We start from the raw sequence: 26488 nt of genomic DNA, 5'->3' as shown, positions 1-26488 counted from the left end.
CGCGCCTCGACGGCGGACACAGCATACATAGACACCCGTACAAGACGGTAGTGGGGTAGCGATACTTCGTCACCGATATTACGTAGCGGGGTGGCGTTTTGTCGGTTCTCGGCGCCGGCCATCAAATTACCAATCAGTAACGGCCACCTGATCCAGAAATCACCCGCGCCCTCCCACCTGCACAAACGGCCGCAAGATCCACCCCGCCGCAGGCCGCTGACCTGGAAAAGGACTCCCTCCCCGGGTCCACACCGGAGATTTTGTGTCAATTCCCCTCTGATCACCATCCATCATAACGGCATCCGCACACCACCACCGAAGGGAACAGAAATAATAAATCGGGCAAATTACTCTTGAGGAAAAATTGAGTTTCGGGTCCGCGACGGCACCATTACAGACACAATTCAAAGGCCACCGCAATCCTGTCGCCTCCCCGACATCGGCGACCGGCATCGCAAATGCGAAGGGCCAGGCCGGGAAAGTGGCCGCAGGTTGACCGGCCACGGAAATCTGGTTGCCCACCGGCTAGTTAGGGGTCGCTTCCGGGTATACGCCGAACCCGCCGGCCGCCAGGCTGGAACCATCCGAGGGCAGTGACGCACAACACGATTTTCCGGAAGCGTGTCCGCCCCCAGCCGAGGAGGAAAGCGTGGATGATCTCGCACCGGTGAGCGGCGCGCGGCGGTTCGGCGACGGCCACGTCAACGTGGTGCTCGAAGGCGGACCGGTCGGTCTGCCGGCCGTCGACCGGGCCCGCAGCGCGCTGGCCGGCACCGGCCGCATCAAGGTGCCCTACCTCGGCGGATACGAACACTTCGAACGCCGCGGCGACCACGACGGCCGCGCCGACGACGCGTCCCGGGTGGTGGTCTTCCACTGGACCATGCGGACGAAGATCGCCGAATGAGGGCACGGCGGATGGGGGCACCGGTGAACCGGTGCCCCCATCCGCCACGTCAGGCGACTCAGCCCGCCGAGGATCCGGGCAGCGGCCGCCCCAGCTCGGCGCCGATCAGCCGGATCACCTCGGCGGCGTGCTCGTTGAGGAAGAAGTGCCCGCCCCGGAACACCCGCACGTCGCACTCGGCGCTGGTGTGCAACCGCCAGTCGCGCGCCTCGTCCACGGTGGTCATCGGATCGCTGTCGCCGGTGAGCACGGTGATCGGCGCGTCCAACCGCCGCCCCTCCTCGGCCCGGTAGGTCTCCACCGCCTTGTAGTCCCCGCGCAGTGCGGGCAGGATCATCGGCAGCAGCTCCGGGTCACCCAGCACCCGCGGGTCCGACCCGCTGAGCCGGGCCAGCTCCCGGAGCACCCCGGCGTCGTCGCGGGTGTGCACGTACCGCTCGTCCCGGGTGCGCGACGGTGCCCGGCGACCGGACGCGAACAGCCGTACCGGCGGCCGGCCGGTCTCCTGTTGCAACCGCAGCCCCAGCTCGTAGCCGAGCACCGCGCCCATGCTGTGCCCGAAGATCGCCACCGGCCGGTCCAGCCACGGTCGCAACGCGCCGAACACCCCGTCGACCAGGCCGGCGACCGTGTCCAGCACCGGCTCGTGCCGGCGGTCCTGCCGGCCCGGGTACTGGATCGCCAGCACCTCGACCCCGGGCGAGAGTGCCCGGGAGACCGGGAACAGGTAGCTGGCCGAACCACCGGCGTGCGGTAGCGCCACCAGCCGGATCGCGCTCGACGGCGCCGGATGGAACCGCCGCACCCACAGGTCGTTCTCTAGCGTTGCCGTCATCACTGTTCCTCTGGGGATCGACGCTGCGGGCCTGACCCGCAGCGGGACGCCTACAGCGGAGGGCACCCGGGCCGGCCCGCCGGTGGCGGATCGTCGGGGCGGCCCGCCGGTGGCGGAGGGCTCCCGGGCCGGACCCGCCGGTCACGTGCCGTCCGGGCGTGTCGTGACCGTCCCGGAACCGGCATCGCCGCTGCGTCGCCCGCGGGTGTCATCGCCGCTTCCGTGCCGGGGTGGCGGCGTCCCGTCGGGACACCGCCGCCGTCGACGAAGCGAGCGTAGGAACACCGGGGGACCGTGACAACCCCTAGCCGGCACCCCGGCCCCCTAGCCGACGCGGCGCGGACGGGCGGGCCGGATCAGCCGGATCCGGCGGGTACGCCGGGGGCCGCCCGGGAGCGCGGTCAGGCCACCGGATGCGCCGGGCGGTGCCCGGCCGGCGTGGTCGACTCCGGTCCGATCCGGATCTCGGCGCCCGGCCCGGCGTCGGCCCGGCCGGTGCCCCCGGTGACCGTGTCCCCCGACGCCGTGGCCTCGGCCGGCGCGGCAACCGGGCCGGCACCGGCGGCCGAGGTCGGGTCGGCCGGCGTCGGGGACGGGTCGGCCGGCGTCGGGGTGTCGTCCGGTCCACCGGCCGGCTGCTGCCCGGGGACCGACACGCCCACGTTACGCAGCAGCACGGCCGCCAGGACCGCCGTCACCACCAGGATGCCGGCCGAGACGACCGCGGCGACCCGCAGCTCGTCGGCGAACGCCGCACGGGCCACCGTCACCAGCGTCTCCGCCGCGGTGGTGGACAGCGTCCGGCTCTCCTCGACCGCGCCTCCGAGGGTCTCCCGCGCGGTGACCCAGGAGTCCGCCGGCACGCCGTCGGGGGCCGCCCCGGAGAGCTGCCGCCGGTAGACGAACGTGCCGATGCTGCCGAGGATCGCCACGCCGAGCGCGGCACCGAACTGGCTGCCCGTCTCGGAGAGCCCGGCGGCGGCACCGGCCCGCTCCGGCGGCGCGGTGGAGACGATCAACTCGGCGCTCAGGGTCAGCACCATCGCGATGCCGCCCGTCATCAGGGCCTGGCCGACCACCACCTGGGTCAACCCGACCTCGTCGCCGACCTGGGCGAGCACCAGGCAGCCGGCGGCCCCGACCAGCAGGCCACCGGCGGCGACGTAGGCACGCCGGAAACGCTGCGCCAGCATCGGGGCCAGCACCGCCGCGCCGACACCCGCCGCGCCCGCCGCCGGCAGCGACCAGAGGCCGGCGCTGAACGGCCGCAGCCCGAGCACCAACTGGAGGTACTGGCTGATGAAGAACATGAAACCGACCAGCGCGAAGTTGGCGAGCACGTTCATCACCACCGCCGCGCTGAACGCCGGGGCGCGGAACAGCCGGACGTCGATCACCGGGTCGGCGACCCGTCGCTGGCGCAGCACGAAGACGGCCAGCAGGATCAGCCCGCCGACCACCCCGGACACCTGGGGCCAGTCGACGCCGTCCTCGGCGAACTGCTTGACGCCCCAGATCATCGGCAGCACGGCGACGAAGGCCAGCACCGTGCTGAGCAGGTCGAGCCGCCCGGCCGCCGGGTCACGGAACTCCGGCAGCAGCAGCGGGGCGAGCACCAGCAGGAGCAGCATGATCGGCACGTTGATCTCGAAGACGGTGCCCCAGGAGAAGTACTGGAGCAGCGCACCCCCGGCCACCAGGCCGATGACGCCGCCCGCGGAGAACCCCGCCGCCCAGAGCCCGATCGCGGCCCGACGCTCGTTCTCGTCGTGGAACATGTTGCGGATCAACGACATGGTCGACGGCATCAGCGTCGCCCCGGCGGCGCCCATCACCGCCCGGGTGCCGATCAGCATGCCGGGACTGGTGGACAGGGCGGTGGCCGCGGAGGCCACCCCGAACACCGCCGCGCCGATCATCAGCAGCCGACGGCGGCCGATCCGGTCGCCCAGCGTGCCCATCGGGATCAGCAGGCCGGCCAGCACGAAGGCGTAGACGTCGGTGATCCAGAGGAGTTGGCTGCCGGTCGGCTGGAGATCCGCCGTGATGAACGGCAGGGCGTACGACAGCACGGTCATGTCCATGCTGATGATCAGAGTCACCAGGACGAGCACCGCGAGACCGATCCACTCGCGACGACCGGCCTTTGCCTGCGCTGTAGCCATGGCCGAAAGCTACCATCGAATTTATACAGGCGTATACATCCGATGGGTGAATTAGGGGGTGGTTCCGAGTAGGGTGACGCCCGTGGGTCATCGGGAACGCCTGCTGGCAGGGGCCAGAGTCTGCCTGTACGAGCGCGGCTACACGCGCACCACCGCCCGCGACATCGTTGCCGCCTCAGACACCAACCTGGCGTCGATCGGCTACCACTTCGGCTCCAAAGAGGCCCTGCTGACCGCCGCCCTGGTGCAGGCGTTCGAGGAATGGGGCGTCGAGATCGACCGGGTGCTCCGCGACGGCACCCAACCCGACCTGCTGGACCGGCTGGAGTCGATGTGGTCCGGCCTGGTGGAGTCCTTCGGCACCCACCGGCCGCTCTGGGTCGCGGGGATCGAGGCGTTCGCGCTGGCCGAACACCTGCCGGTGCTGCGGGAGCAGCTGGCCGACAGCTACGCCCGGGCCCGCCCGGCGCTGGCCGCCTTCGTCATCCGCGACGGCGGCGAGAACGTCAGCGACGGCACCCGCAAGGCCCTCGGCTCGTTCCTGCTGGCCCTGATGATCGGCCTGACGGTGCAGCGGCTGCTCGACCCCGAGGCCGCCCCGTCCGGCAAGGAGCTGGCCCGGGCGCTGCAACTGATCGTCGGCGCGATCAACACCCCCACCGGCGACTGACCCCACCCGGAACAGGGGTCCGGGCCGCCCCACCCCGACGGCCACCCCGCCGGCAGGGGGTCGGTAGGGGTACCGGGCCACCCGGTCACTCCACCCGCACCAGGCCGGCACGGAGCAGGTCCTCCAGCCACACGTCGAAATCCCGACGGGTGATCACCGGATCGGCCGCCCACTGTCGGGCGAGGACCCCGGCGGCGCGCTCCGGTGAACCGCCCTGCTGCTGCAACGCGATCCACATCGCCGCGGCGGTCGCCCCGAACCGGTAGCGCACTCCGGCCTGCTGGCAGGTCAGCTCCAGCTGCCCGCTCCGGGTGACCCTGGCGACGATCCCCTGTTCGAGTCGCACCCGCATCCTCCCTGCCTCCCCGTGTCCACCATGGTGGGACCTGCGGCGAACCGACACCTCCAGCCGCACGACCACTACCGTACGAGGTCACCTGGTGACGCGATACGGTCGTGGACCCACGCCGAAGGTGGACAAATACCCACCCTTCTCCGGGGAGGAAGCCCGAGGCCCGCCGAACGCCATGGGCGTCGACGGACCCCGGGCCGGCCCGACGGAGGCAGGTCAGTCCGATGCCTCCAGTTCGTCGTCGAGGATGTCGAACAACTCGTCGGCGGAGACCGATGCCAGGTCCCGGGCGGCCGGCTCCACCGCCGCCGCGCCGTACGCCGTGTTCCACCGGGCCACCAGCCCCTGGAGCCGGACGGAGATCCGGCCCCGCTCCGCCTCGTCCGGCACGGTGCCGTCCAGCAGCGCCTCCAGCCGGGCCAGCTCGGCCTCCAGCGACGGGGCGGCCGGCAGGTCACCGGTCAGCTCCGTCCGCACGAACCGGGCCACCGCCGCCGGACTGGGGTGGTCGTAGATGAGCGTCGCGGACAGCCGCAGGCCGGTGGCCGCACCGAGACTGTTCCGGAACTCCACGGCGGCCAGCGAGTCGAACCCCAGCTCCAGGAACCCCTTGTCCATGTCGACCACGTGTGGACGGGCATGACCGAGCACCTCGGCCGCCTGCCCCCGCACCAGCTCGGTGACCAGCCGGTCGGCCTCCTCCGCCGGCAGGCCGGCGAGCCGGTCGGCCAGCGACCGTTCCCCGGCCGCCGGGCCGCCCGCCGCCCGCCGCGCCGGGGCGCGCACCAGGCCGCGCAGCAACGGCGGCACCCCCTCGCTCCGGGCCCGGATCGCGGCCAGGTCGAGACGGACCGGGAGCGCCAGGGCCGGGACCGGCCGGGTGGTCGCGTCGAACAGCGCCAGCGCGTCCACGGTGGACAGCGCGGTCACCCCGGACCGGGCCATCCGGCGCAGGTCCGCCTCGCCCAGGTGACCGGTCATCCCACTGCCCGACTCGGCCCACAGGCCCCAGGCCAACGAGGTGCCCACCAGCCCGTGCGCCCGGCGGTGCTGGGCGAGGGCGTCCAGGTAGGCGTTGGCGGCGGTGTAGTTGGCCTGACCGGCGCCACCCAGCGTGGCCGCCGCCGAGGAGAACAGCACGAACCAGCGCAACGGCAGGTGCAGGGTGAGTTCGTGCAGGTGACGCGCGGCCTCCGCCTTGGCGGCCAGGACCGCCGCCAACCGCTCGCCGGTGAGCGCCGGCAGCAGACCGTCGTCGAGCACCCCGGCGGCGTGCACCACCCCGGTCAGCGGGTGCGCGGCGGGCACCGCGTCGAGCAGGTCCGCCACCGCCGACCGGTCGGCCAGGTCGCAGGCGACCACCGTCACCTGCGCACCGGCCGCCGACAGCTTGGCGACCAGCTCGTCCGCCCCGGGCGCGGCCGGGCCACGCCGGCTGACCAGCAGCAGCCGCCGTACCCCGTGCCGGGTCACGGCGTGCTCGGCGACCAGCCGGCCCAGCCCGCCGGTGCCGCCGGTGACCAGCACGGTGCCGTCCGGATCCGGGCCGGCGGGCAGCTCACCGGCGGGCACCGGCAGCGGCGCGAGCCGGGGCGCGAGCAGCCCGCCGGGGCGTACCGCGAGCTGTGGCTCGGCAGCGGCGGCGAGCGCCGCACGCAGCCCCGCCGGATCCGCGCCGTCCACGTCGACCAGGACGAACCGGCCCGGACTCTCCTCCTGGGCGGCCCGGACCAGGCCCCAGACCGTGGCGTCCACCGGCCGGGGCACGTCCTCGCCCTCGCCCGTGGCGACCACACGGGTGGTCACCAGCACCAGCCGCGCCCCGGTGAACCGGTCGTCGGCGAGCCACCGCTGGAGCAGCTCCAGCGCCCCGGTGGTCGCCGGCACCGTCGAGTCCCCCGCCGCCCGCCAGGGCACCACGACGGTCTGCGGCGCGACCCCGGTCCGCCCGACCTCGGCCGCCAGCGCGACGAGATCCGGATGGTGGGGCACCCCGAGGCCCAGGTCCGTCTCGCCGAGCACCACCGTACGGTCGGTCGGCCCGGCCGGCGGGGTCGGCACCGGGGTCCAGACGACCTGGTAGAGCGCGGAACGGTGGGCGGTGCCGGCCGGGCCGAGCTGGTCGGCGGCGAGCGGCCGGACCACCAGCGAGGCGACCGAGGCGACCGGAGCGCCGTCGGCGTCGGCCAGCTCGAAGGCGATCTCCTCCGGGCCGGTCCGGGTCAGCCGGACCCGCAGCGCCGTCGCGCCGGTGGCGTGCAGGGCGACCCCGCGCCAGGCGAACGGCACCTCGAGCCGGCCCTCGTCGGGCCGGTCCGGCTCGGCGAGGTCCAGGGCGTGCAGCACGGCGTCGAAGAGCGCCGGGTGCAGGCCGAACCGCCCGGCCGAGGACCAGGCGTCCTCGGGGAGCGCCACCTCGGCGTACACCTCGTCGCCCTGTCGCCAGGCGGCCCGCAGCCCCTGGAACAGCGGGCCGTAGTGGTATCCGGCCTCGGCCAGCCGGTCGTAGCGGCCGTCCAGGTCGACCGGGGTGGCACCGGCCGGCGGCCAGGTGTCCCCGACGGGCGCGGCCGGCGCGGCGGGGGCCACCGGGGCCAGCACGCCGGTGGCGTGCCGGGTCCACCCGTCGACCCCGTCGGCCGGGCGGGAGTGCACGGTGACCGGGCACCGTCCCGACTCGTCGGGCGACCCGACCACCACCTGGAGGTCCACCCCGCCCCGCTCCGGGACGGTCAGCGGGGCCTGCAGGGTCAGCTCCTCCACCAGGGAGCAGCCGACCTGGTCACCGGCGCGCACGGCGAGTTCCACGAACGCCGTCCCGGGCAGCAGCACCGTCCCGGCGAGGGCGTGGTCGGCCAGCCACGGGTGGGTCCGCAGCGAGAGCCGGCCGGTCAGCACGGTGCCGTCGGCGTCGGCCAGGCCGACCACCGCGCCGAGCAGCGGGTGGGCCGCCGGACGCTGGCCGAGGCCCGGCACGTCGCCACCGCCCGCCGGGGCGTCCAGCCAGAGTCGACGCCGCTGGAACGGGTACGTCGGCAGTGCGGTGACCCGGGCGCCGGTGGGCGCGAACCAGGCCCGCCAGTCCACCGGGACACCCCGGGTGTGCAGGGTGGCGAGGGCGGTCAGCAGGGTCGCCGCCTCGTCCCGGCCGCCCCGCAGCACCGGCACCAGGGCGGCCCGGTCGGTGTCGGTGACGCAGTCCCGGCCCATCGCGGTCAGCACCGCGTCCGGGCCGACCTCCAGGTACGTGGTGACGCCGGCAGCCTCCAGGGTGGCGATGCCGTCGCCGAACCGGACCGCCTCCCGGACGTGCCGCACCCAGTACCCCGGGTCGCAGATCTCGTCGGGGTCGGCGAGCCGGCCGGTCAGGTTGGAGACCACCGGCACCCGCGGCGGGGCGAAGGCCAGGCCGGAGAGGATCCGGTGGAACTCGGCCAGCATCGGCTCCATGTGCGGGGAGTGGAACGCGTGGCTGACCCGCAGCCGCTTGGTCCGGCGTCCCCTGGCCCGCCAGCCGTCGGCGATCGCGCCCACCGCGTCGTGGTCACCGGAGATCACCACCGCGTGCGGTCCGTTGACCGCGGCGATGCCCAGCTCCGCCTCGCGTCCGGCCAGCTCCCGGCGTACCTCCGCCTCGGACGCCTCGACGGCCACCATCGCGCCGTCCTCGCGCATGCCCTGCATCAGCCGGCCCCGCGCGGTCACCAGGGTGGCGGCGTCGGCCAACGACATCACCCCGGCCACGTGGGCCGCGGCGACCTCGCCGATGGAGTGCCCGGCGACCAGGTCGGGCCGGATCCCCCACGAGTCGAGCAGGCGGAACAGCGCCACCTCGATGGCGAACAGCGCACCCTGGCTGTAGACGGTCTGGTCGAGCAGGGCCGCGTCGGCGACGTCCGGCTCGGTGTAGAGCACCTCGCGCAGCGGACGGTCCAGCTTCGCGTCCAGGTGCGCGCTGACCTCCTCGAACGCCTCGGCGAACGCCGGGTACGCGGCGGCCAGCTCGCGGCCCATGCCGAGGCGCTGGGCGCCCTGACCGGTGAAGAGCATGGCGAGCTTGCCGGCCGACGGCGTGCCCCGGACCACCTCGGCGGGGTCGCCGCCCCGGGCCAGGTCCCGCAGGGCGCGCAGCGCGTCCTGGCCCTCGGCGGCCACCACGACGGCCCGACGTTCCAACGCCGCCCGGGTGGTGGCCAGCGAGTACGCCACGTCGAGGTCGGCACCGGTGTCGGCGACCAGGCCGGCCTGGACCCGCAGCGCCTCCGCCGACCGCGCGGACAGCAGCCACGGCAGCACCGGCGGGGCGACGGTCGCGGGGTTCTCGGCCGGCGGTTCCGTCACCCGGGGTGCCTGTTCGAGGATGACGTGCGCGTTGGTGCCGCTGATGCCGAACGACGACACCCCGGCCCGCCGCGGCCGGTCCAGCTCCGGCCACCGCTGCGGCTCGGTGAGCAGCCGCACCTCCCCGGCCGACCAGTCCACCTGTGGCGACGGCTCGTCCACGTGCAACGTGCGGGGCAGCAGGTCGTGGCGCATCGCCAACACCGCCTTGATCACCCCGGCCACCCCGGCCGCGCCCTGGGTGTGCCCGATGTTCGACTTCACCGAGCCGAGCCACAACGGCCGGTCCGTCGACCGGCCCTGGCCGTAGGTGGCCAGCAGGGCCTGCGCCTCGATCGGGTCGCCCAGCGTGGTGCCGGTCCCGTGCGCCTCCACCAGGTCGACCTGGTCGGCGGGGACGTCCGCGGCGGCCAGCGCCTGCCGGATCACCCGCTGCTGCGACGGGCCGTTCGGCGCAGTCAACCCGTTGGACGCGCCGTCCTGGTTGACCGCCGAACCCCGGACCACCGCGAGCACCCGGTGACCGTGCCGTTCGGCGTCGGAGAGCCGCTCCAGCAGCAGCATGCCGACGCCCTCGGACATCGTCGTGCCGTCCGCGCCGGCCGCGAACGACCGGCACCGCCCGGCGGCGGAGAGTCCGCGCTGGAGACTGAACTCGACGAAGGTGGCCGGGGTGGACATCACCGTCACCCCGCCCGCCAGCGCCAGCGAGCACTCCCCCGACCGCAGCGCCTGCACGGCCAGGTGGATGGCGACCAGCGACGACGAGCAGGCGGTGTCGACGCTGACCGCCGGCCCCTCCAGCCCCAGGGTGTACGAGATCCGGCCGGACGCCACACTGGACATGCTGCCGTTGCTCAGGTAACCGGCCAGCTCGTCCGGTACGGACGGCAGCCGGCTGCCGTAGTCGTGGTACATGACGCCGGTGAAGACGCCGGTCGGGCTGCCCTTGAGCGACAACGGGTCGATGCCCGCCCGCTCCAACGCCTCCCACGAGCTCTCCAGCAGCAGCCGCTGCTGCGGGTCCATCGCGGTCGCCTCGCGCGGGCTGATCCCGAAGAAGTCCGGGTCGAAGTCGGCCGCGTCGTAGAGGAAACCACCCTGCGTCGAGTACGTCCGGCCGGGCCTGCCGGGCTCCGGGTCGTACAGGGCGTCGAGGTCCCAGCCCCGGTCGGTGGGGAACGGCGAGATGGCGTCCGCCCCGTCGAGCAGGAGCTGCCACAGGTCCTCCGGGCTGCGTACCCCACCGGGGAAGCGGCAGCTCATCGCGACGATCGCGATCGGCTCGTCGGCCACCGGGCGGGGGGCGTCGGCCCGTACCACGTCGACCGGGCCACCGACGACCGTCTCGTGCAGGTGGTCGGCGAGCGCGGTCGGGTTCGGGTAGTCGAAGACCAGGGTGGCCGGCAGCCGCAGCCCGGTCGCGGTGTTCAGCCGGTTGCGCAGCTCGACGGCGGCGAGCGAGTCGAACCCGAGTTCCTTGAACGCCCGGGCCGGGTCGACGGCGGTGCCGCTGTCGTGGCCGAGGACCGCCGCGACGGCGGCCCGGACCAGGTCGAGCAGCATCCGGTGCTGGTCGTCCGGGCCGAGGGCGGCGAGCTGCCGGTGCAGGCCGGAGCCGGTGGCCGGGGCACCCCCGGTGGCCGCCGTCCGCCGGGCGGGCAGCCGGACCAGCCCCCGGAACAGCGCCGGCAACTGCTGGCCCTGGGCCCGCAGCGCGGCGGTGTCCAACCGGACCGGCACCAGCACCGGCGCGTCGGCGGCGACCGCCGCGTCGAGCAGCGCCAGGCCCTGCTCCGAGGCGATCGGCAGGACGCCGGAACGGGCCATCCGGGCCACGTCCGCCTCCCCGAGGTGCGCGGTCATCCCGCTGCGCTGCTCCCAGAAGCCCCAGGCCAGCGAGACCGCCGGCAGGCCGAGCGCCCGCCGGTGCCCGGCGAGGGCGTCGAGGAAGACGTTGGCGGCGGCGTAGTTGCCCTGCCCGGCCCCGTCGAGCACCCCGGCGGCGGAGGAGAACAGCACGAACGCGGACAGCTCCCGGTCGCGGGTGAGGTCGTGCAGGTGCCAGGCCGCGGTGGCCTTGGCCCGCCAGACCGCGTCGAGCTGCGCCGGGGTCAGCGTGGCCAGCAGCCCGTCGTCCAGCACGCCGGTGGTGTGCACCACGGCGGCCAGGGTGGGGATGCCGTCCAGCAGGGCGGCGACGGCCGCCCGGTCGGCCAGGTCGCAGGCGGCCACCTCGACGTCCGCGCCGAGCGCGGTCAACTCGTCGCGCAGCTCGACCGCGCCGGGGGCGGCCAGCCCCCGCCGCGACACCAGCACCAGGTCCCGGACCCCGTGCCCGGCGACGAGATGCCGGGCCACCAGCGCGCCGAGCACGCCGGTGCCACCGGTCACCAGCACCGGACCCTCGGCCCGCCAGGTCCCGTCGGCACCGGCCGCCCGGACCAGGCGGGGCACCCGGACCTGCCCGTCCCGCAGCGACAGCTCCGGCTCACCGGTGCCCACGGCGGCCAGGATCTCCTCCACCGGGGTCTCCGGATCCGCGTCCACCAGCACGAACTGGCCCGGGTTCTCCGCCTGCGCGGCCCGTACCAGACCCCACACCGGGGCGTGGGCGAGGTCGGTGCCGCCGTCGACGGCACCGTGGGTGACCACCACCAGCCGGGCGGCGGCCTGCGCCGGATCGGCGAGCCAGGACTGGAGCAGGGCCAGCGTCTCCGCCGTGGCCCGGTGGGCGGCGGCGGACCGGTCGGGGTCGTCGCCGGCCGGGGTGAGCGGGGCGAGCACCACGTCGGGGACGCCCAGGCCGATCCCTTCGAGGTAGCCCCACGACTCGGTGGCGGTGCCGGTGGGGACGGTCGTCCAGTCGACCCGGTAGAGGTCGCCCTCGGTCGGGCCGGCGGCGGTGAGCTGGACCGGACGGGAGACGAGCGCGCCGACGACGGCCACCGGGGCACCGTGCACGTCGGCGAGGTGCAGGGTGGCGGTCTCCGGCCCGGCGGCGGTGATCCGCACCCGCAGCGCGGTCGCGCCGGTGGCGTGCAGGGTCACCCCGGTCCAGGCGAACGGCAGGTACGGCGGCCGACCGGCGGGCACCGGCTCGCCGAGGCCCACCGCGTGCAGGGCGGCGTCCAGCAACGCGGGGTGCAGACCGAAGCGGCCCGCCTCCGCGTGCGCCTCCTCCGGCAGCGCCACCTCGGCGTACACCACGTCACCGACCCGCCAGGCCGCCTGCACGCCCTGGAACACCGGGCCGTACTCGTAGCCCTGGGCCACCAGGTCGTCGTAGAGGCCGGCGACCGGTACCGGCACGGCACCCGGCGGCGGCCAGGCGGTCAGGTCGAACGCGGCCCCGGGGTCGTCGGCGGAGAGGATGCCGGTGGCGTGCCGGATCCAGCCCCCGGTGTGCTCCGGCCGGGAGTGCACGGTGACCGTGCGCCGGCCGTCGTCGTCGGGGGCGCCCAGCAGGAGCTGCACCTGGACGGCCCCCCGCTCGGGCAGCACCAGCGGGGCGTGCAGGGTCAGCTCGTCGAGGTGGCCGACGTCGGCGTGGTCACCGGCGTGCAGCACCAGCTCGACGAAGGCCGTGCCGGGCAGCAGCACCGTGCCGTTGACGGCGTGGTCGGCCAGCCACGGGTGGGTGTCCAGGGAGATCCGGCCGGTGAAGAGCACCTCGCCGGAGGAGGCCATGCCGACCGCCGCGCCCCAGAGCGGGTGGCCGGCGGAGCCGAGCCCGGCCGAGGCCAGGTCGGCGGTGCCGCCGACGGCGTCGATCCAGTACCGGCGGCGCTGGAACGGGTAGGTGGGCAGCGGCACCTCGCCACGGGGACGCGCCGGCAGCACTGGCGACCAGTCCACCGCCACGCCCCGGGTGAACGCCTCGCCCAGCGAGGTCAGCCACCGGCGCAGGCCCCCCTCGTCCCGGCGCAGCGAGCCGACCGCGGCGACCTCGACGCCCGCGTCGGCGGCGGTCTCCTCGATCCCCATGGTCAGCACCGGGTGGGCGCTGCACTCCAGGAACACCCGCATGCCCGCGCCGAGCAGCACCCGGGTGGTCTCCTCGAAGCGGACCGTCTGCCGCAGGTTCGTGTACCAGTACCGGGCGTCCAGCCCGGCGGTGTCGAGGACACCCGCGCTGACCGTCGAGTAGAACGGCACGCTGGCGGCGCGGGGGGTGATCCCGGCGAGGACGTCGAGCAGCCGCTGCTCGATCCGCTCCACCTGGGCGGAGTGCGAGGCGTAGTCGACGTTGACCCGCTTGGCCCGGACGCCCTCGGCGGTGAGGGCGGCGACCAGGTCGTCGACCGCGTCGGGGTCGCCGGAGACGACGACCGAGGAGGTGCCGTTGACGGTGGCGACGGAGATCCGCCCGGCGTAGCCGGCCAGCCGCTCGGCCACCAGCCGCTCGGGCAGGCCGACCGAGGCCATCGCGCCCCGGCCCGCCAGCTCCTCCGCGATCGCCAGACTCCGCAACGCCACCACCGCCGCGCCGTCCCGCAACGACAGACCGCCCGCCACCACGGCGGCGGCGATCTCGCCCTGCGAGTGGCCGATCACCGCGTCCGGCCGCACGCCGTACGAACGCCACAGCCCGGCCAGCGACACCATCACCGCCCACAGCACCGGCTGCACCACGTCCACCCGGTCCATCGACGGCGCACCGGCGACTCCCCGCAACACGTCGGTCAGCCGCCACTGCACGAACTCGGACAGGGCTGCGCCGCACTCGGCGATCCGCTCGGCGAACACCGGCGACGAGTCCATCAGCTCCACCGCCATGCCCAGCCACTGCGAGCCCTGGCCGGGGAAGACGAAGACGGTGCCGCCCCGGAGCACGCCGGGGGCGACGCCGTCCTCGGCGAACGCCCGTGCCCCGGCGACGAAGTCGGCCCGGTCGCCGACCAGCACCGTCCGCCGGTCGAGCACCGCCCGCCCGGTCGCCAGCGCGTACGCCAGGTCACCGGCCCGTGCGCCCTCGTCGGCGGCCACGGCCGCCACCCGGGCGGCCTGCTCCCGCAGCGCCTGGTCGGTGCGGGCCGACAGCACCCAGGGCAGGACCGCCGGCTCGGGGGTGTCGGCCGGTGACTCTTCCACCGGGGACGCCTGTTCGAGGATGACGTGCGCGTTGGTGCCGCTGATCCCGAACGACGACACCCCGGCCCGCCGCGGACGGTCCGACTCCGGCCACTGCCGCGGCTCGTTGAGCAGCCGAACCTCCCCCGCCGACCAGTCGATCTGCGGCGACGGCTCCTCGGCGTGCAACGTCCGCGGCAACAGACCGTTCCGCATCGCCAACACCATCTTGATCACGCCGGCCACACCGGCCGCGCCCTGGGTGTGCCCGATGTTGGACTTGATCGACCCCAACCACAACGGCCGGTCCGCCGACCGGTCCTGCCCGTAGGTCGCCAGCAGGGCCTGCGCCTCGATCGGGTCGCCGAGGCTGGTGCCGGTGCCGTGCGCCTCCACCACGTCCACCTCGGTGGCCGGGATGCCGCCGGCCGCCGCGAGGGCCTGCCGGATCACCCGCTGCTGCGACGGACCGTTCGGCGCGGTCAACCCGTTGGACGCGCCGTCCTGGTTGATCGCCGAACCCCGGATCACCGCCAGCACGTGGTGACCGTGCCGCTCGGCGTCGGAGAGCCGCTCCAGCAGCAGCATGCCGACACCCTCGGACATCACGGTGCCGTCGGCTCCGGCCGCGAAGGACTTGACCCGGCTGTCGGCCGCCAGGCCACGCTGGAGGCTGAACTCGACGAAGGTGTCCGGGGCGGACATCACGGTGACGCCGCCGGCCAGCGCCAGCGAGCACTCCCCCGACCGCAACGCCTGCACGGCCAGGTGGATCGCCACCAGCGACGACGAGCACGCTGTGTCGACGCTGACCGCCGGCCCCTCCAACCCCAGGGTGTACGAGATCCGGCCCGAGGCCACGCTGGCCATGCTGCCGTTGCCCAGGTAGCCGACCAGGTCCTCGGGGACCTCCGGCAACCGGCTGGCGTAGTCGTGGTACATCACCCCGGCGAAGACCCCGGTGAGGCTGCCGCGCAGCGAGGTCGGGTCGATCCCGGCCCGCTCCAGCGCCTCCCACGAGGTCTCCAGCAGCAGCCGCTGCTGCGGGTCCATCGCGACCGCCTCGCGCGGGCTGATCCCGAAGAAGTCCGGGTCGAAGTCGGCCGCGTCGTAGAGGAAGCCGGCCTCCATCGAGTACGTCTTGCCGGGCTTGCCGGGCTCCGGGTCGTAGAGGTTGTCCAGGTCCCAGCCCCGGTCGGTGGGGAACGGGGTGATCGCGTCGCCGCCGTCGACGAGGAGCTGCCACAGCTCCTCGGGGGTACGCACGCCCCCGGGATAGCGGCAGCTCATCGCGACGATGGCGACCGGCTCGTCGTCGGCGACCGCGGTGGCGACGGTCGCCGCGACCGGGGTGGCCGCCCCGAGCAGCCGGGTGTGCAGGTAGTCGGCGAGCGCGGTCGGGTTCGGGTAGTCGAAGACCAGGCTGGCCGGCAGCCGCAGCCCGGTCGCGGTGTTCAGCCGGTTGCGCAGCTCCACCGCGGCCAGCGAGTCGAAGCCGATCTCCCGGAACGCACGGGTGGGTTCCACGCTGGCGGGGCTGTCGTGGCCGAGGACCGCGGTCACGTCCACCCGGACCAGGTCGAGCAGCAGGTGCCGCTGCTCGGTGTCGGTCAGCCCGGCCAGCCGCCGCTGCAGCGCCGATCCGCCGGCCGGCGTCGCGCCCGCCTCGGCGGCCCGCCGGGCCGGCAGCCGGACCAGCCCCCGGAACAGCGACGGCAGCTGCCGGCCCTGGGCACGCAGCGCGGCGGTGTCCAACCGGACCGGCACGAACACCGGCTCGTCGGCGTCGACCGTCGCGTCCAGCAGGGCCAAGCCCTGCGCGGAGCTGATGGGCAGGATGCCGGAGCGGGCCATCCGGGCCAGGTCGGCCTCGCCGAGGTGCGCGGTCATCCCGCTGCGCTCCTCCCACAGCCCCCACGCCAGCGCGGTCGCCGCGAGACCGAGCCCGCGCCGGTGCTCGGCGAGAGCGTCGAGGAACACGTTGGCCGCGGCGTAGTTGCCCTGCCCGGAACCGTCCACCACCCCGGCGGCCGAGGAGAACAGGACGAACGCCGTCAGGTCCCGGTCCCGGGTCAGCTCGTGCAGGTGCCAGGCCGGGGTGGCCTTCGCCCGCCAGACGCCGTCGAGCTGCGCCACGGTCAGCGAGGTCGTCAACCCGTCGTCGAGGACGCCGGAGGTGTGCACCACCGCCGCCAGCCCGGGGATCCCGTCGACCAGGGCGGCCACGGCGTCCCGGTCGGCCAGGTCGCAGGCGACCACCTCGACGGCGGCGCCGAGCCCGGCCAGCTCCTCACGCAGCCGGGCGGCCCCCGGGGCGTCCGGTCCGCGCCGGGAGACCAGCACCAGGTCCCGGACACCGTGCGCGGTGACCAGGTGCCGGGCGACCAGCGAGCCCAGCACGCCGGTGCCGCCGGTCACCAGGACCGGCCCGCGCGCCCGCCACCCGGTCCCGCCGGGGGCGGCGCGGACCAGCCGCGGCACCCGTACCTGCCCGTCGCGCACCGACAGCTCCGGCTCGCCGGTGCCGACCGCCGCCACGATCTGCTCGACCGGAGTCTCCGGGGCGGCGTCGACCAGCACGAACTGGCCGGGATTCTCCGCCTGCGCGGCCCGGACCAGACCCCACACCGGGGCCTGGACCAGGTCGGTGACGCCATCGGCCGCACCGCTGGTCAGCACCACCAGCCGGGACTCGGTCGACCGGGGGTCGGCCAGCCAGCGCTGGAGCAGGCCGAGCACCGCCGCCACGGTGGCCCGCGACGCCGACTCGACGTCGGCCGAGGCGGCCGACGGGTCGGCGAGGCGGGTGAGCACCAGCTCCGGGGCCTCGTCGGCCAGCTCCTCCAGGTAGGCCCAGGAGGTGGCCGGGGCGGCGGTCACCGGCACCGGCGTCCAGTCGACCCGGTAGAGGTTGCCGTCGGGGGCGTCCACGGCGGCGAGCTGCACCGGCCGGGACACCAGCGCACCGACCTCGGCCACCGGCGCACCCGTCGGATCGGCCAGGTGCAGCGACACCGCGTCAGTGCCCGCCGGGGTGACCCGGACCCGCAGCGCGGTCGCACCGGTGGCGTGCAGCGTGACGTCCGTCCAGGCGAACGGCACCGACGGCGGCCGGTCCGCCGACGCCTCCTCGCCGATCCCCACCACGTGCAGCGCCGCGTCCAGCAGCGCCGGGTGCAGCCCGAAACGCGCCGCGTCGGCGTGCGCCTCCGCCGGCAACGACACCTCCGCGTACACCGTCTCGCCGGCCCGCCAGACGGCCTGCACGCCCTGGAAGACCGGGCCGTACTCGTACCCCTGTGCCACCAGGTCGTCGTAGAACCCGGTCACCGGCACGGGCACCGCGCTCGGCGGCGGCCAGGCCGTCAGGTCGACGGCGGGAGCGGCTGGCGGGTCGGTGAGCACGGCGGTGGCGTGCCGGGTCCACGGCAGGTCCGGGTCGGCGTGCTCGGGACGGGAGTGCACGGTGACGGTACGTCGGCGTGCCCCGTCGTCGGCCGTCGTCAACAGCTGCACCTGCACCGCGCCGCCGCCGGTCAGCGGCAGCGGGGCGTGCAGGGTCAGCTCCTCGAGGTGCCGCAGCCCCACGTGCTCACCGGCGTGCAGCACCAGCTCGACGAAGCCGGTGCCGGGCAGCAGCACCGTGCCGGCGACCGCGTGGTCGGCCAGCCACGGGTGGTCGTCCACCGAGAACCGGCCGGTGAAGAGCACCTCACCCGACTCGGCCATGGACACCGACGCGCCCCACAGCGGGTGGCCCGCCGCCCCGAGACCCACCGACGCCACGTCGGTCGCCGCGCTGGTCGCGTTGATCCAGTAGCGGCGGCGCTGGAACGGGTAGGTGGGCAGCTCGGTGCCCCGGGCGCCGGTGGGCGCGAACCAGGCCCGCCAGTCCACCGCGACACCCCGGGTGTGCAGGGTCGCCAGGGCGGTCAGCAGGGTCGTCGGCTCGTCCCGGCCGGCCCGCAGCACCGGCACCAGCGTCACCGCGTCCTCGTCGGTCACGCAGTCCCGGCCCATCGCGGTGAGCACCGCGTCCGGGCCGACCTCCAGGAACGTGGTGACCCCGGCCGCCTCCAGGGCGGCCACCCCGTCGCCGAACCGCACCGCCTCCCGGACGTGCCGCACCCAGTAACCCGGGTCGCGCAGCTCCTCCGGGTCCGCCAACGCACCGGTCACGTTGGACACCACCGGCAGCTGCGGCCGGTCGTAGGTCAGACCGGCGAGGACCTCGTGGAACTCCGTCAGCATCGGTCCCATGTGCGGCGAGTGGAAGGCGTGGCTCACCCGCAGCCGCTTGGTCCGCCGTCCCCGCTCGCGCAGCTCCGCCGCGACCGACTCCACCACGTCGGCGTCGCCGGAGACGACCACCGCCCGGGGGCCGTTCACCGCCGCGATGCCCGCCCGCGCCTCCAGGCCGTCCAGTGCCGCACGCACCTCCGCCTCGGACGCCTCGACGGCGACCATCGCGCCGTCCTGCCGCATCGACTGCATCAGCCGGCCACGCGCCGCCACCAGGGTCGCCGCGTCGGCCAACGACAGCACCCCGGCCACGTGGGCCGCCGTCACCTCGCCGATCGAGTGCCCGGCCACCAGGTCGGGCCGGATCCCCCACGACTCCAGCAGCCGGAACAACGCCACCTCGACGGCGAACAACGCGGCCTGGCTGTAGACCGTCTGGTCCACCAGGGCGGTGTCGCCGGCCTCGGGCTGCTCGTACAGCACCTCCCGCAACGGCCGGTCGAGCTTCGGGTCCAGCTCCGCGCACACCTGCGCGAACGCCTCCGCGAAGGCCGGGTACGCCGCCGCCAGCTCGCGGCCCATCCCCCGGCGCTGCGCGCCCTGGCCCGTGAACAGCACGGCCAGCTTCCCGGCCGACGGCGACCCGTACACCACGTCGGCCGTGTCGGTCCCGTCCGCCACGCAGCGCAGGGCACGGAGCGCGTCCGCGCCGGTGGCGGCCACCACGACGGCCCGGCGTTCCAGCGCGGCCCGCGTCACCGCCAGCGAGTACGCCACGTCGAGGTCCGCGTCCGTGCCGGCGATCCGGTCCGCCTGCGCCCGCAGCGCCTCCACCGACCGGGCGGACAGCAGCCACGGCAGCACCGCCGGGACGACCGGCTCGGGGGTGTCGGCCGGCGGTTCCGCCGTCGGGGCGGCCTGTTCGAGGATGACGTGCGCGTTGGTGCCGCTGATCCCGAACGACGACACCCCGGCCCGCCGCGGCCGGTCCAGCTCCGGCCACCGCTGCGGCTCGTTGAGCAGCCGCACCTCCCCCGCCGACCAGTCGATCTGCGGCGACGGCTCGTCGGCGTGCAGGGTGCGCGGCAGCAGGTCGTTGCGCATCGCGAGCACCATCTTGATCACGCCGGCCACGCCGGCCGCGCCCTGGGTGTGCCCGATGTTGGACTTGATCGACCCCAACCACAACGGACGGTCCCCCGACCGCCCCTGCCCGTAGGTCGCCAACAACGCCTGCGCCTCGATCGGGTCACCGAGCGCCGTGCCGGTGCCGTGCGCCTCCACCACGTCCACCTCGGTCGCCGGGATGCCGCCGGCCGAGGCCAGGGCCTGCCGGATCACCCGCTGCTGCGACGGACCGTTCGGCGCGGTCAACCCGTTCGACGCGCCGTCCTGGTTCGTCGCCGAACCCCGGATCACCGCCAGCACCTGATGGCCGTGCCGCTCGGCGTCGGAGAGCCGCTCCAACAGCAGCATGCCGGCCCCCTCGCCCCAGCCGGTGCCGTCGGCCCCGGCGGCGAAGGACTTCGACCGGCCGTCCCTGGCCAGACCGCGTTGGAGGCTGAAGTCGAGGAAGGTGTCCGGAGTGGCCATCACGGTGACGCCGCCGGCCAGCGCCAGCGAACACTCCCCGGCCCGCAGCGCCTGCACCGCCAGATGGATCGCCACCAGCGACGACGAGCACGCCGTGTCGATCGACACCGCCGGCCCCTCCAACCCGAGGGTGTAGGCCACCCGGCCGGAGACGATGCTGGCGAGGCTGCCGTTGCCCAGGTAGCCGGCCAGCTCGTCGGGCACCTGGTGCAGCCGCAGCGCGTAGTCGTGGTACATGACGCCCGCGAAGACACCGGTCGGGCTGCCCTTGAGCGAGGTCGGGTCGATCCCGGCCCGCTCCAGCACCTCCCACGAGGTCTCCAGCATCAACCGCTGCTGCGGGTCCATCGCCGTCGCCTCGCGCGGGCTGATCCCGAAGAACTCCGCGTCGAAGTCGGCCGCGTCGTAGAGGAAACCCCCCTCCATCGAGTACGTCCTGCCGGGCTTGCCGGGCTCCGGGTCGTACATGCCGGCCAGGTCCCAGCCCCGGTCGGCCGGGAAGCCCGAGACCGCGTCGGTGCCGCTCTCCAGCAGCGTCCAGAGCTGCTCCGGGGTGCTCACCCCGCCGGGGAAGCGGCAGCTCATCGAGACGATCGCGATCGGTTCCTGGGTGAACGGGGTCGGCGCGGGTTCCGACGTCGTCACGTCCGCGCCGGAGCCCAGCACGGTGGCGACCACGAACTCGGCCAGCGCCGCCGGGGTCGGGTAGTCGAACGCCAGGGTCGCCGGCAGCCGCAGCCCGGTGGCCGCCTTGAGCCGGTTGCGCAGCTCCACCGCGGCCAGCGAGTCGAAGCCCAGCTCGTTGAAGGCCCGGCGCGGCTCGATCGCGTCCGCGCCGTCGTGCCCGAGCACGGCGGCGACGTGCTCGCGGACCAGGTCGAGGGTGAACCGGTCCCGTTCGGCCGGGCTGATCGTGGCGAACTGCCGGGCCAGCCCCTGCGTCGCGTCCGCCGGGCCGGCCGCCTGGGCGCTGCGCCGTGCCGGCAGCGGCACCAGGCCGCGCAGCAGCGCCGGCACCCCGTCCGGCCGGTTGCGCAGCGCGGTCAGGTCGACCCGGACCGGGGCGAGCACCGGCTCGTCGACGCCGAGCGCCGCGTCGAGCAGGGCCAGGTTCTCCGCCGGGGTGAGGCCGGGCATACCGGAGCGTTCGATCCGCTGCAACGCGGCGGCGTCCAGCTTGCCGCCCATCCCGCTGTCACCGGTCCACAGCCCCCAGGTGAGCGCGACGGCGGGTAGCCCGGCGGCCCGGCGGGCGACGGCCAGCGCGTTGAGGGTGGCGTTCGCGGCGGCGTAGTTGCCCTGCCCGGCACAGTCGAGCAGGCTGGCCAGGGAAGAGAAGAGCACGAAGGCGGTCAGGTCGGCGTCGCGGGTCAGCGCGTCCAGGTGCAGCGCGCCGTCCAGCTTGGCCCGCAGCACCGCGTCGAGCCGGTCCGGGGTGAGCGAGCCGATCGTGCCGTCGTCGACGATGCCGGCGGCGTGCACCACGGCCCGCAGCGGCCGGTCGGCCGGGACGGCGGCGAGCAGCGCGGCCAACGCGTCGGCGTCGGCGGCGTCGCAGGCGGCCACCTCGACGCTCGCGCCCGCTGCCTCCAGCTCCGCGCGCAGCGCCGCCACACCGGTCGCCGCCGGGCCGCTGCGACTGGTCAACAACAGATGGCGTACGCCGTGCCGGCCGGCCAGGTGCCGGGCGACGTGCGCGCCGAGCCCGCCGGTGCCGCCGGTGACCAGCACCGTGCCGTCGGTCGGCCAGCTGGTGGCGGTGCCGGTGCCGGCGTCGGCGTCGGCGTCCTTCGGGGCGGTGTCGGAGCCCGACAGGGCCGCGTCGGAGCTGGGCAGGGAGGGCGGGGCGACGGCGACCCGGGCGAGCCGGGGCACACTGATCCCGCCGTCGCGTAGCCGCAGTTCCGGTTCGCCGGTGGCCAGGGCGGCGGCCAGCAACGACGTCGGTGCGTCGGTGAGCTGGACGGTGACGAACCGGTCCGGGTTCTCCGTCTGCGCGGCCCGGACCAGACCCCGGACCGCCTCGGCGGCGAGGTCGTCGACCCGGCTGACGAAGACCAGCCGGGTGCCGGCCAGCCGCGCGTCGGCCAGCCACTGCTGGAGCAGCGCCAACGCGTCGGCGGTGGCGGCCCGCACGTCACCGGTGGTGACGCCGACGAACGCCCACTCCGGGGCGGTGGCACCGGCGTCGATCGCCGCGCCCAACGCGGCCGGGTCGGCGTGCCGGATCGCCGTGCCGATCCGCTCGTCGCCGAGCACCACCCAGCGGGGGGTGCCCGCCGGGGCGGGCCGGTGGCCCAACGTCGTCCACTCCAGCCGGAACAGCCGCTCGTGGTAGCCGCCCCGGGCAGCGGTGAGCTGCGCGGTCGAGACCGGCCGGGAGACGAAGGAGCGCACCGAGGCGACCGGTGCGCCGGTGGTGTCGGCGAGGGTCACCGACACGCTGTCCCCGGCGGCCGGGGCGATCCGGACCCGCACCTCGGCCGCACCGGCGGCGTGCAGGGTGACGTCGTTCCAGGCGAACGGGATACGCACCTCGCCGTCGGCGGGCTCCCCCCGGCGGGCCGCGTCGATGGCGTGCAGCGCGGCGTCCAGCACCGCCGGGTGCAGGCCGAAGCGGGCCGCCTCGGCCCGGCTGTCGGCGGGGAGCGCGACCTCCGCGTACACCTCGGGGCCGCGTCGCCAGACGGCCTTGAGCCCCTGGAACACCGGGCCGTAGCCGTAGCCCTGACCGGCCAGCTCGGCGTAGACGCCGGCCAGGTCGACCGGCCGGGCGTCGCGCGGCGGCCACTCGGTGAGCGGCTGCCCGGCGTCGGCGGCCTGCGGGGCGAGGAAGCCGCTGACGTGCCGGGTCCAGAGCTGCCCGTCCGGGTCGGCCCCGTCGGGGCGGGAGTAGACGGCCACCGGGCAACGGCCGGTCGGGTCGGCGACCCCGACGACCACCTGGAGGGCCACACCGCGCTCGTCCAGCGCCAGCGGGGCCTGGAGGGTCAGCTCCTCCACCGTGGGGCAGCCGACCTGGTCGCCGGCCCGCACGGCCAGCTCGACGAAGGCGGTGCCGGGCAGCAGCGCCACCCCGGAGATGGTGTGGTCGGCCAGCCACGGGTGGCTGCGCAGCGACACCCGACCGGTGAGCACCATCCCGTCACCGCCGGCCAGCCCGACCACCGCGCCGACCAGCGGGTGGCCGGCGGCGAGCTGACCGAAGCCGGTCGCGTCGGCGCTGCCCCCGCCGGAGGACATCCAGAACCGGCGACGCTGGAACCGGTACGTGGGCAGCGCCACCCGGCGGGCGCCCCGCCCGGCGAAGAACGCCGCCCAGTCCACCGGCACCCCGCGCACGTGGGCGTGGGCGACGGCGGCGACGACACCGGTCTCCTCGTCCTGGTCGGGGCGCAGCAGCGGGACGAAGGCGGCGTCGGCGTCCTCGCCCAGGCAGGCCGGACCCATCGCGGAGAGCACACCGGCCGGTCCGAGTTCGAGGAAGGTGCCGACCCCCTCGTCGGCCATCGCCCGCACCGCGTCGGCGAACCGGACGCTGTCGCGGACGTGCCGCACCCAGTACCCGGGGTCGCACAGCTCACCGGAGAGCACCGGCCGACCGGTCACCGTGGAGACGATCGGGATGGTCGGCGGACGGTAGCTGAGCACCTGGGCGAGCCGGTCGAACTCGGCGAGCATCGGGGTCATCAGCGGCGAGTGGAAGGCGTGGCTGACCCGCAGCCGCTTCGTCCGGTGCCCGGCGGCGGCGAGGGCGGCGGCGATCTCCAGCACGGCGTCCTCGTCCCCGGAGAGCACCACCGAGGTCGGGCCGTTCACCGCCGCCAGGCCCGCCTGCGCCTCGCGGCCGGCGAGCAGCGGGCGGACCTGCTCCTCGGTGGCCTGCACCGAGACCATCGCACCCCCGGCGGGGAGCTGCTGCATGAGCCGGCCGCGCGCGGCGACCAGGAGCGCCGCGTCCTCCAGCGAGAGCACCCCGGCGACGTGGGCGGCGGCCAGCTCACCGATCGAGTGCCCGGCGAGCAGGTCGGGCCGGATCCCCCAGGACTCCAGCAGCCGGAACTGGGCGACCTCCACGGCGAACAGCGCGCACTGGGTGTAGGCGGTCTGGTCGAGCAGGGCCGCCTCGGCGGTGCCGGGCTCGGCGAACAGGACGTCGGCCAGCGGCACGTCCAGTTGCAGGTCCAGCCAGCCGCAGGCGTCGTCGAACGCGGCGGCGTAGACCGGGTGGCTGCGGTACAGCTGCCGGCCGGCGCCGAGTCGCTGGCTGCCCTGGCCGGTGAACAGGAAGCCGAGCCCGCCACCGGTGGCCGGCCCGAGGTGTACGCCGGACGGGCCGCCGCCGTCGGCGAGGGCGGCGAGGTCCCGGGCCACGCCGGCCCGGTCCCCGGCCACCAGCACCGCCCGGTGCTCCAGCGCGGTCCGGGTGGTGGCCAGCGAGTACGCGACGTCCAGCAGCTCCGGGGCGTCCCCGTCGGTGTCCACGACGGCGAGCAGCGCGGCGGCCTGGTCGCGCAGCGCCGCCTCGTTGCGGGCGGAGAGCACCACCGGCAGCACCCCGCCGGGCTGCTGCGGCACGGCGGCGACGGCCTCGTCGGCGACGGCCGGCGGCTCCTCCACGATGACGTGCGCGTTGGTGCCGCTGACCCCGAACGAGGAGACACCGGCCCGGCGCGGGTGGCCCGGGTCGTCCCACGGCCGCGCCTCGGTGAGCAGGGCGACGGTCCCGGCGGACCAGTCGACGTTGGGGGTGGGCGCGTCGACGTGCAGGGTGCGCGGCAGCACCCGGTGCCGCATCGCCATCAGCACCTTGATCACACCGGCGACACCGGCGGCGGCCTGCGAGTGGCCGATGTTGGACTTCAGCGAGCCGAGCCAGAGCGGCCGGTCGGCGGGGCGGTCCCGGCCGTAGGTGGCGATGATCGCCTGCGCCTCGATCGGGTCGCCGAGCCGGGTGCCGGTGCCGTGCGCCTCGACCAGGTCGACGTCAGTGGGGGCCAGCCCGGCCGACGCCAGCGCGGACAGGATCACCCGCTGCTGGGACGGCCCGTTCGGGGCGGTCAACCCGTTGGACGCGCCGTCCTGGTTGATCGCCGACCCGCGGATCACCCCGAGCACCCGGTGGCCGTTACGAACGGCGTCGGAGAGCCGCTCCAGCACCAGGATGCCGACGCCCTCGGCCCAGCCGGTGCCGTCGGCCGCCGCCGCGAACGGCTTGCACAGGCCGTCCGGGGCGAGACCCCGCTGCCGGCTGAACGCGGTGAACGCGCCCGGGTGCACCATCACCGCGACCCCACCGGCGAGCGCGGTGGTGCACTCCCCCCGCTGGACGGCCTGGCAGGCCAGGTGCAGGGCGACCAGGGAACCCGAGCAGGCGGTGTCCACGGTCAGCGTCGGCCCCTCGAAGCCGAAGGTGTAGGCGAGCCGGCCGGACACCACGCTCGGCGCGTTGCCGGTGAGCAGGTAGCCGTCCAGGCCCTCCGGGGCCTCGTGCAGCCGGGGGCCGTACTCCTGCGGCTCGGCGCCGATGAAGACGCCGGTCTGGCTGCCGCGCAGCGATGCCGAGTCGATGCCGGCGTCCTCCAGCGCCTCCCAGGCGGTCTCCAGCACCAGCCGCTGCTGCGGGTCCATCGTCATCGCCTCGCGCGGGCTGATGCCGAAGAACTCCGCGTCGAACTCGGCCGCGCCCTCCAGGAAGCCGCCCTGGCGGACGTAGGTCTTGCCGGGCTTGCCCGGGTCCGGGTCGTACAGCCCCTCGGTGTCCCAGTCCCGGTCGGTCGGGAAGTCGGTGATCACGTGCCGGCCCTCGAAGACCAGCCGCCACAGGTCGTCGGCGGAGGTGCTGTGCCCGGGGTAGCGGCAGCCGATGCCGACCACCGCGATCGGCTCGTCGTCGGCGGTGGGCCGGCGCGACGGCGCGACGGCCGGGGCGGGGGCGGCGTCCCCGCCGAGCAGGCCGCGCAGCAGCCGGCCGACCGCCTGCGGCGTCGGGTGGTCGAAGACCAGGGTGACCGGCAGGTCCAGGCCGGTGGCGGCGGTGAGCCGGCGGTGCAGCTCGACCGCGGCGAGCGAGTCGAAGCCCAGGTCGCGGAAGGGCCGGCCCGGCTCGACCGCGTCCGGGCCGTCGGGCAGCACGGTCCGCAGCACGTCGCGGGCCTGCTCCCGGACCAGGGCGGTGAGCGCCCGGTCCCGCTCGTCGGCCGTGCGGCCCTCCAGCCGCCGCCGCAGTGCCGACAGCGCGTCGGGCTGGGCACCGGTGGGGTTCACGGACTCGCTCATGGCACGCTCCACTAGGTCTCCGGGTTCGACG

At 75.3% G+C, this 26488-nt stretch carries 6 protein-coding genes; 2 read left to right on the top strand and 4 right to left on the bottom strand.

Features of this window, described 5'->3' with window-relative positions; genetic code table 11:
- Positions 1–649: 649 nt before the first annotated feature.
- Entirely contained in the window at positions 650–907 is a 258-nt protein-coding gene (locus O7625_RS16900) for a DUF5988 family protein (protein WP_282339815.1), read from the top strand.
- Between the two features lie 58 nt (positions 908–965).
- Here the strand turns inward: O7625_RS16900 and O7625_RS16895 are convergent, their stop codons facing one another.
- Positions 966–1742, bottom strand: a complete 777-nt coding sequence (locus O7625_RS16895; protein WP_282339813.1) for an alpha/beta fold hydrolase — start codon at positions 1740–1742, stop codon at positions 966–968.
- Positions 1743–2143: 401 nt separating this feature from the next.
- Positions 2144–3907 (bottom strand): MFS transporter, encoded by a 1764-nt coding sequence (locus O7625_RS16890; RefSeq protein WP_282339812.1) that lies wholly within the window; start codon positions 3905–3907, stop codon positions 2144–2146.
- Positions 3908–3989: 82 nt separating this feature from the next.
- Here O7625_RS16890 and O7625_RS16885 point away from each other — a divergent pair, with 82 nt between their 5' ends.
- The gene (locus O7625_RS16885; protein WP_282339811.1) at positions 3990–4577 is read left to right on the top strand and encodes a TetR/AcrR family transcriptional regulator; all 588 of its coding nucleotides are present in this window, start codon (positions 3990–3992) and stop codon (positions 4575–4577) included.
- A gap of 85 nt (positions 4578–4662) precedes the next feature.
- Here O7625_RS16885 and O7625_RS16880 read toward each other — a convergent pair whose 3' ends face one another.
- Entirely contained in the window at positions 4663–4929 is a 267-nt protein-coding gene (locus tag O7625_RS16880; RefSeq protein WP_067311877.1) for a PqqD family peptide modification chaperone, read from the bottom strand.
- A gap of 216 nt (positions 4930–5145) precedes the next feature.
- Positions 5146–26457: a type I polyketide synthase gene (locus O7625_RS16875; protein ID WP_282339809.1), complete on the bottom strand. Its 21312-nt coding sequence runs from the start codon at positions 26455–26457 to the stop codon at positions 5146–5148.
- Between the last annotated feature and the right edge of the window lie 31 nt (positions 26458–26488).

The organism is Micromonospora sp. WMMD714, from assembly GCF_029581315.1.
GTDB classification, from domain to species: Bacteria; Actinomycetota; Actinomycetes; order Mycobacteriales; family Micromonosporaceae; genus Micromonospora; species Micromonospora rifamycinica.
The sequence above is the reverse complement of the archived record's forward strand: the minus strand, read 5'-3'. Positions and strand labels throughout refer to the sequence as shown.

Bases quoted from the DNA above. Each gene is read 5' to 3' on its own strand.
- O7625_RS16890 (WP_282339812.1), bottom strand. From the start codon at position 3,907: ATGGCTACAGCGCAGGCAAAGGCCGGTCGTCGCGAGTGGATCGGTCTC.
- O7625_RS16880 (WP_067311877.1), bottom strand. From the start codon at position 4,929: ATGCGGGTGCGACTCGAACAGGGGATCGTCGCCAGGGTCACCCGGAGC.
- O7625_RS16875 (WP_282339809.1), bottom strand. From the start codon at position 26,457: ATGAGCGAGTCCGTGAACCCCACCGGTGCCCAGCCCGACGCGCTGTCG.
- O7625_RS16895 (WP_282339813.1), bottom strand. From the start codon at position 1,742: ATGACGGCAACGCTAGAGAACGACCTGTGGGTGCGGCGGTTCCATCCG.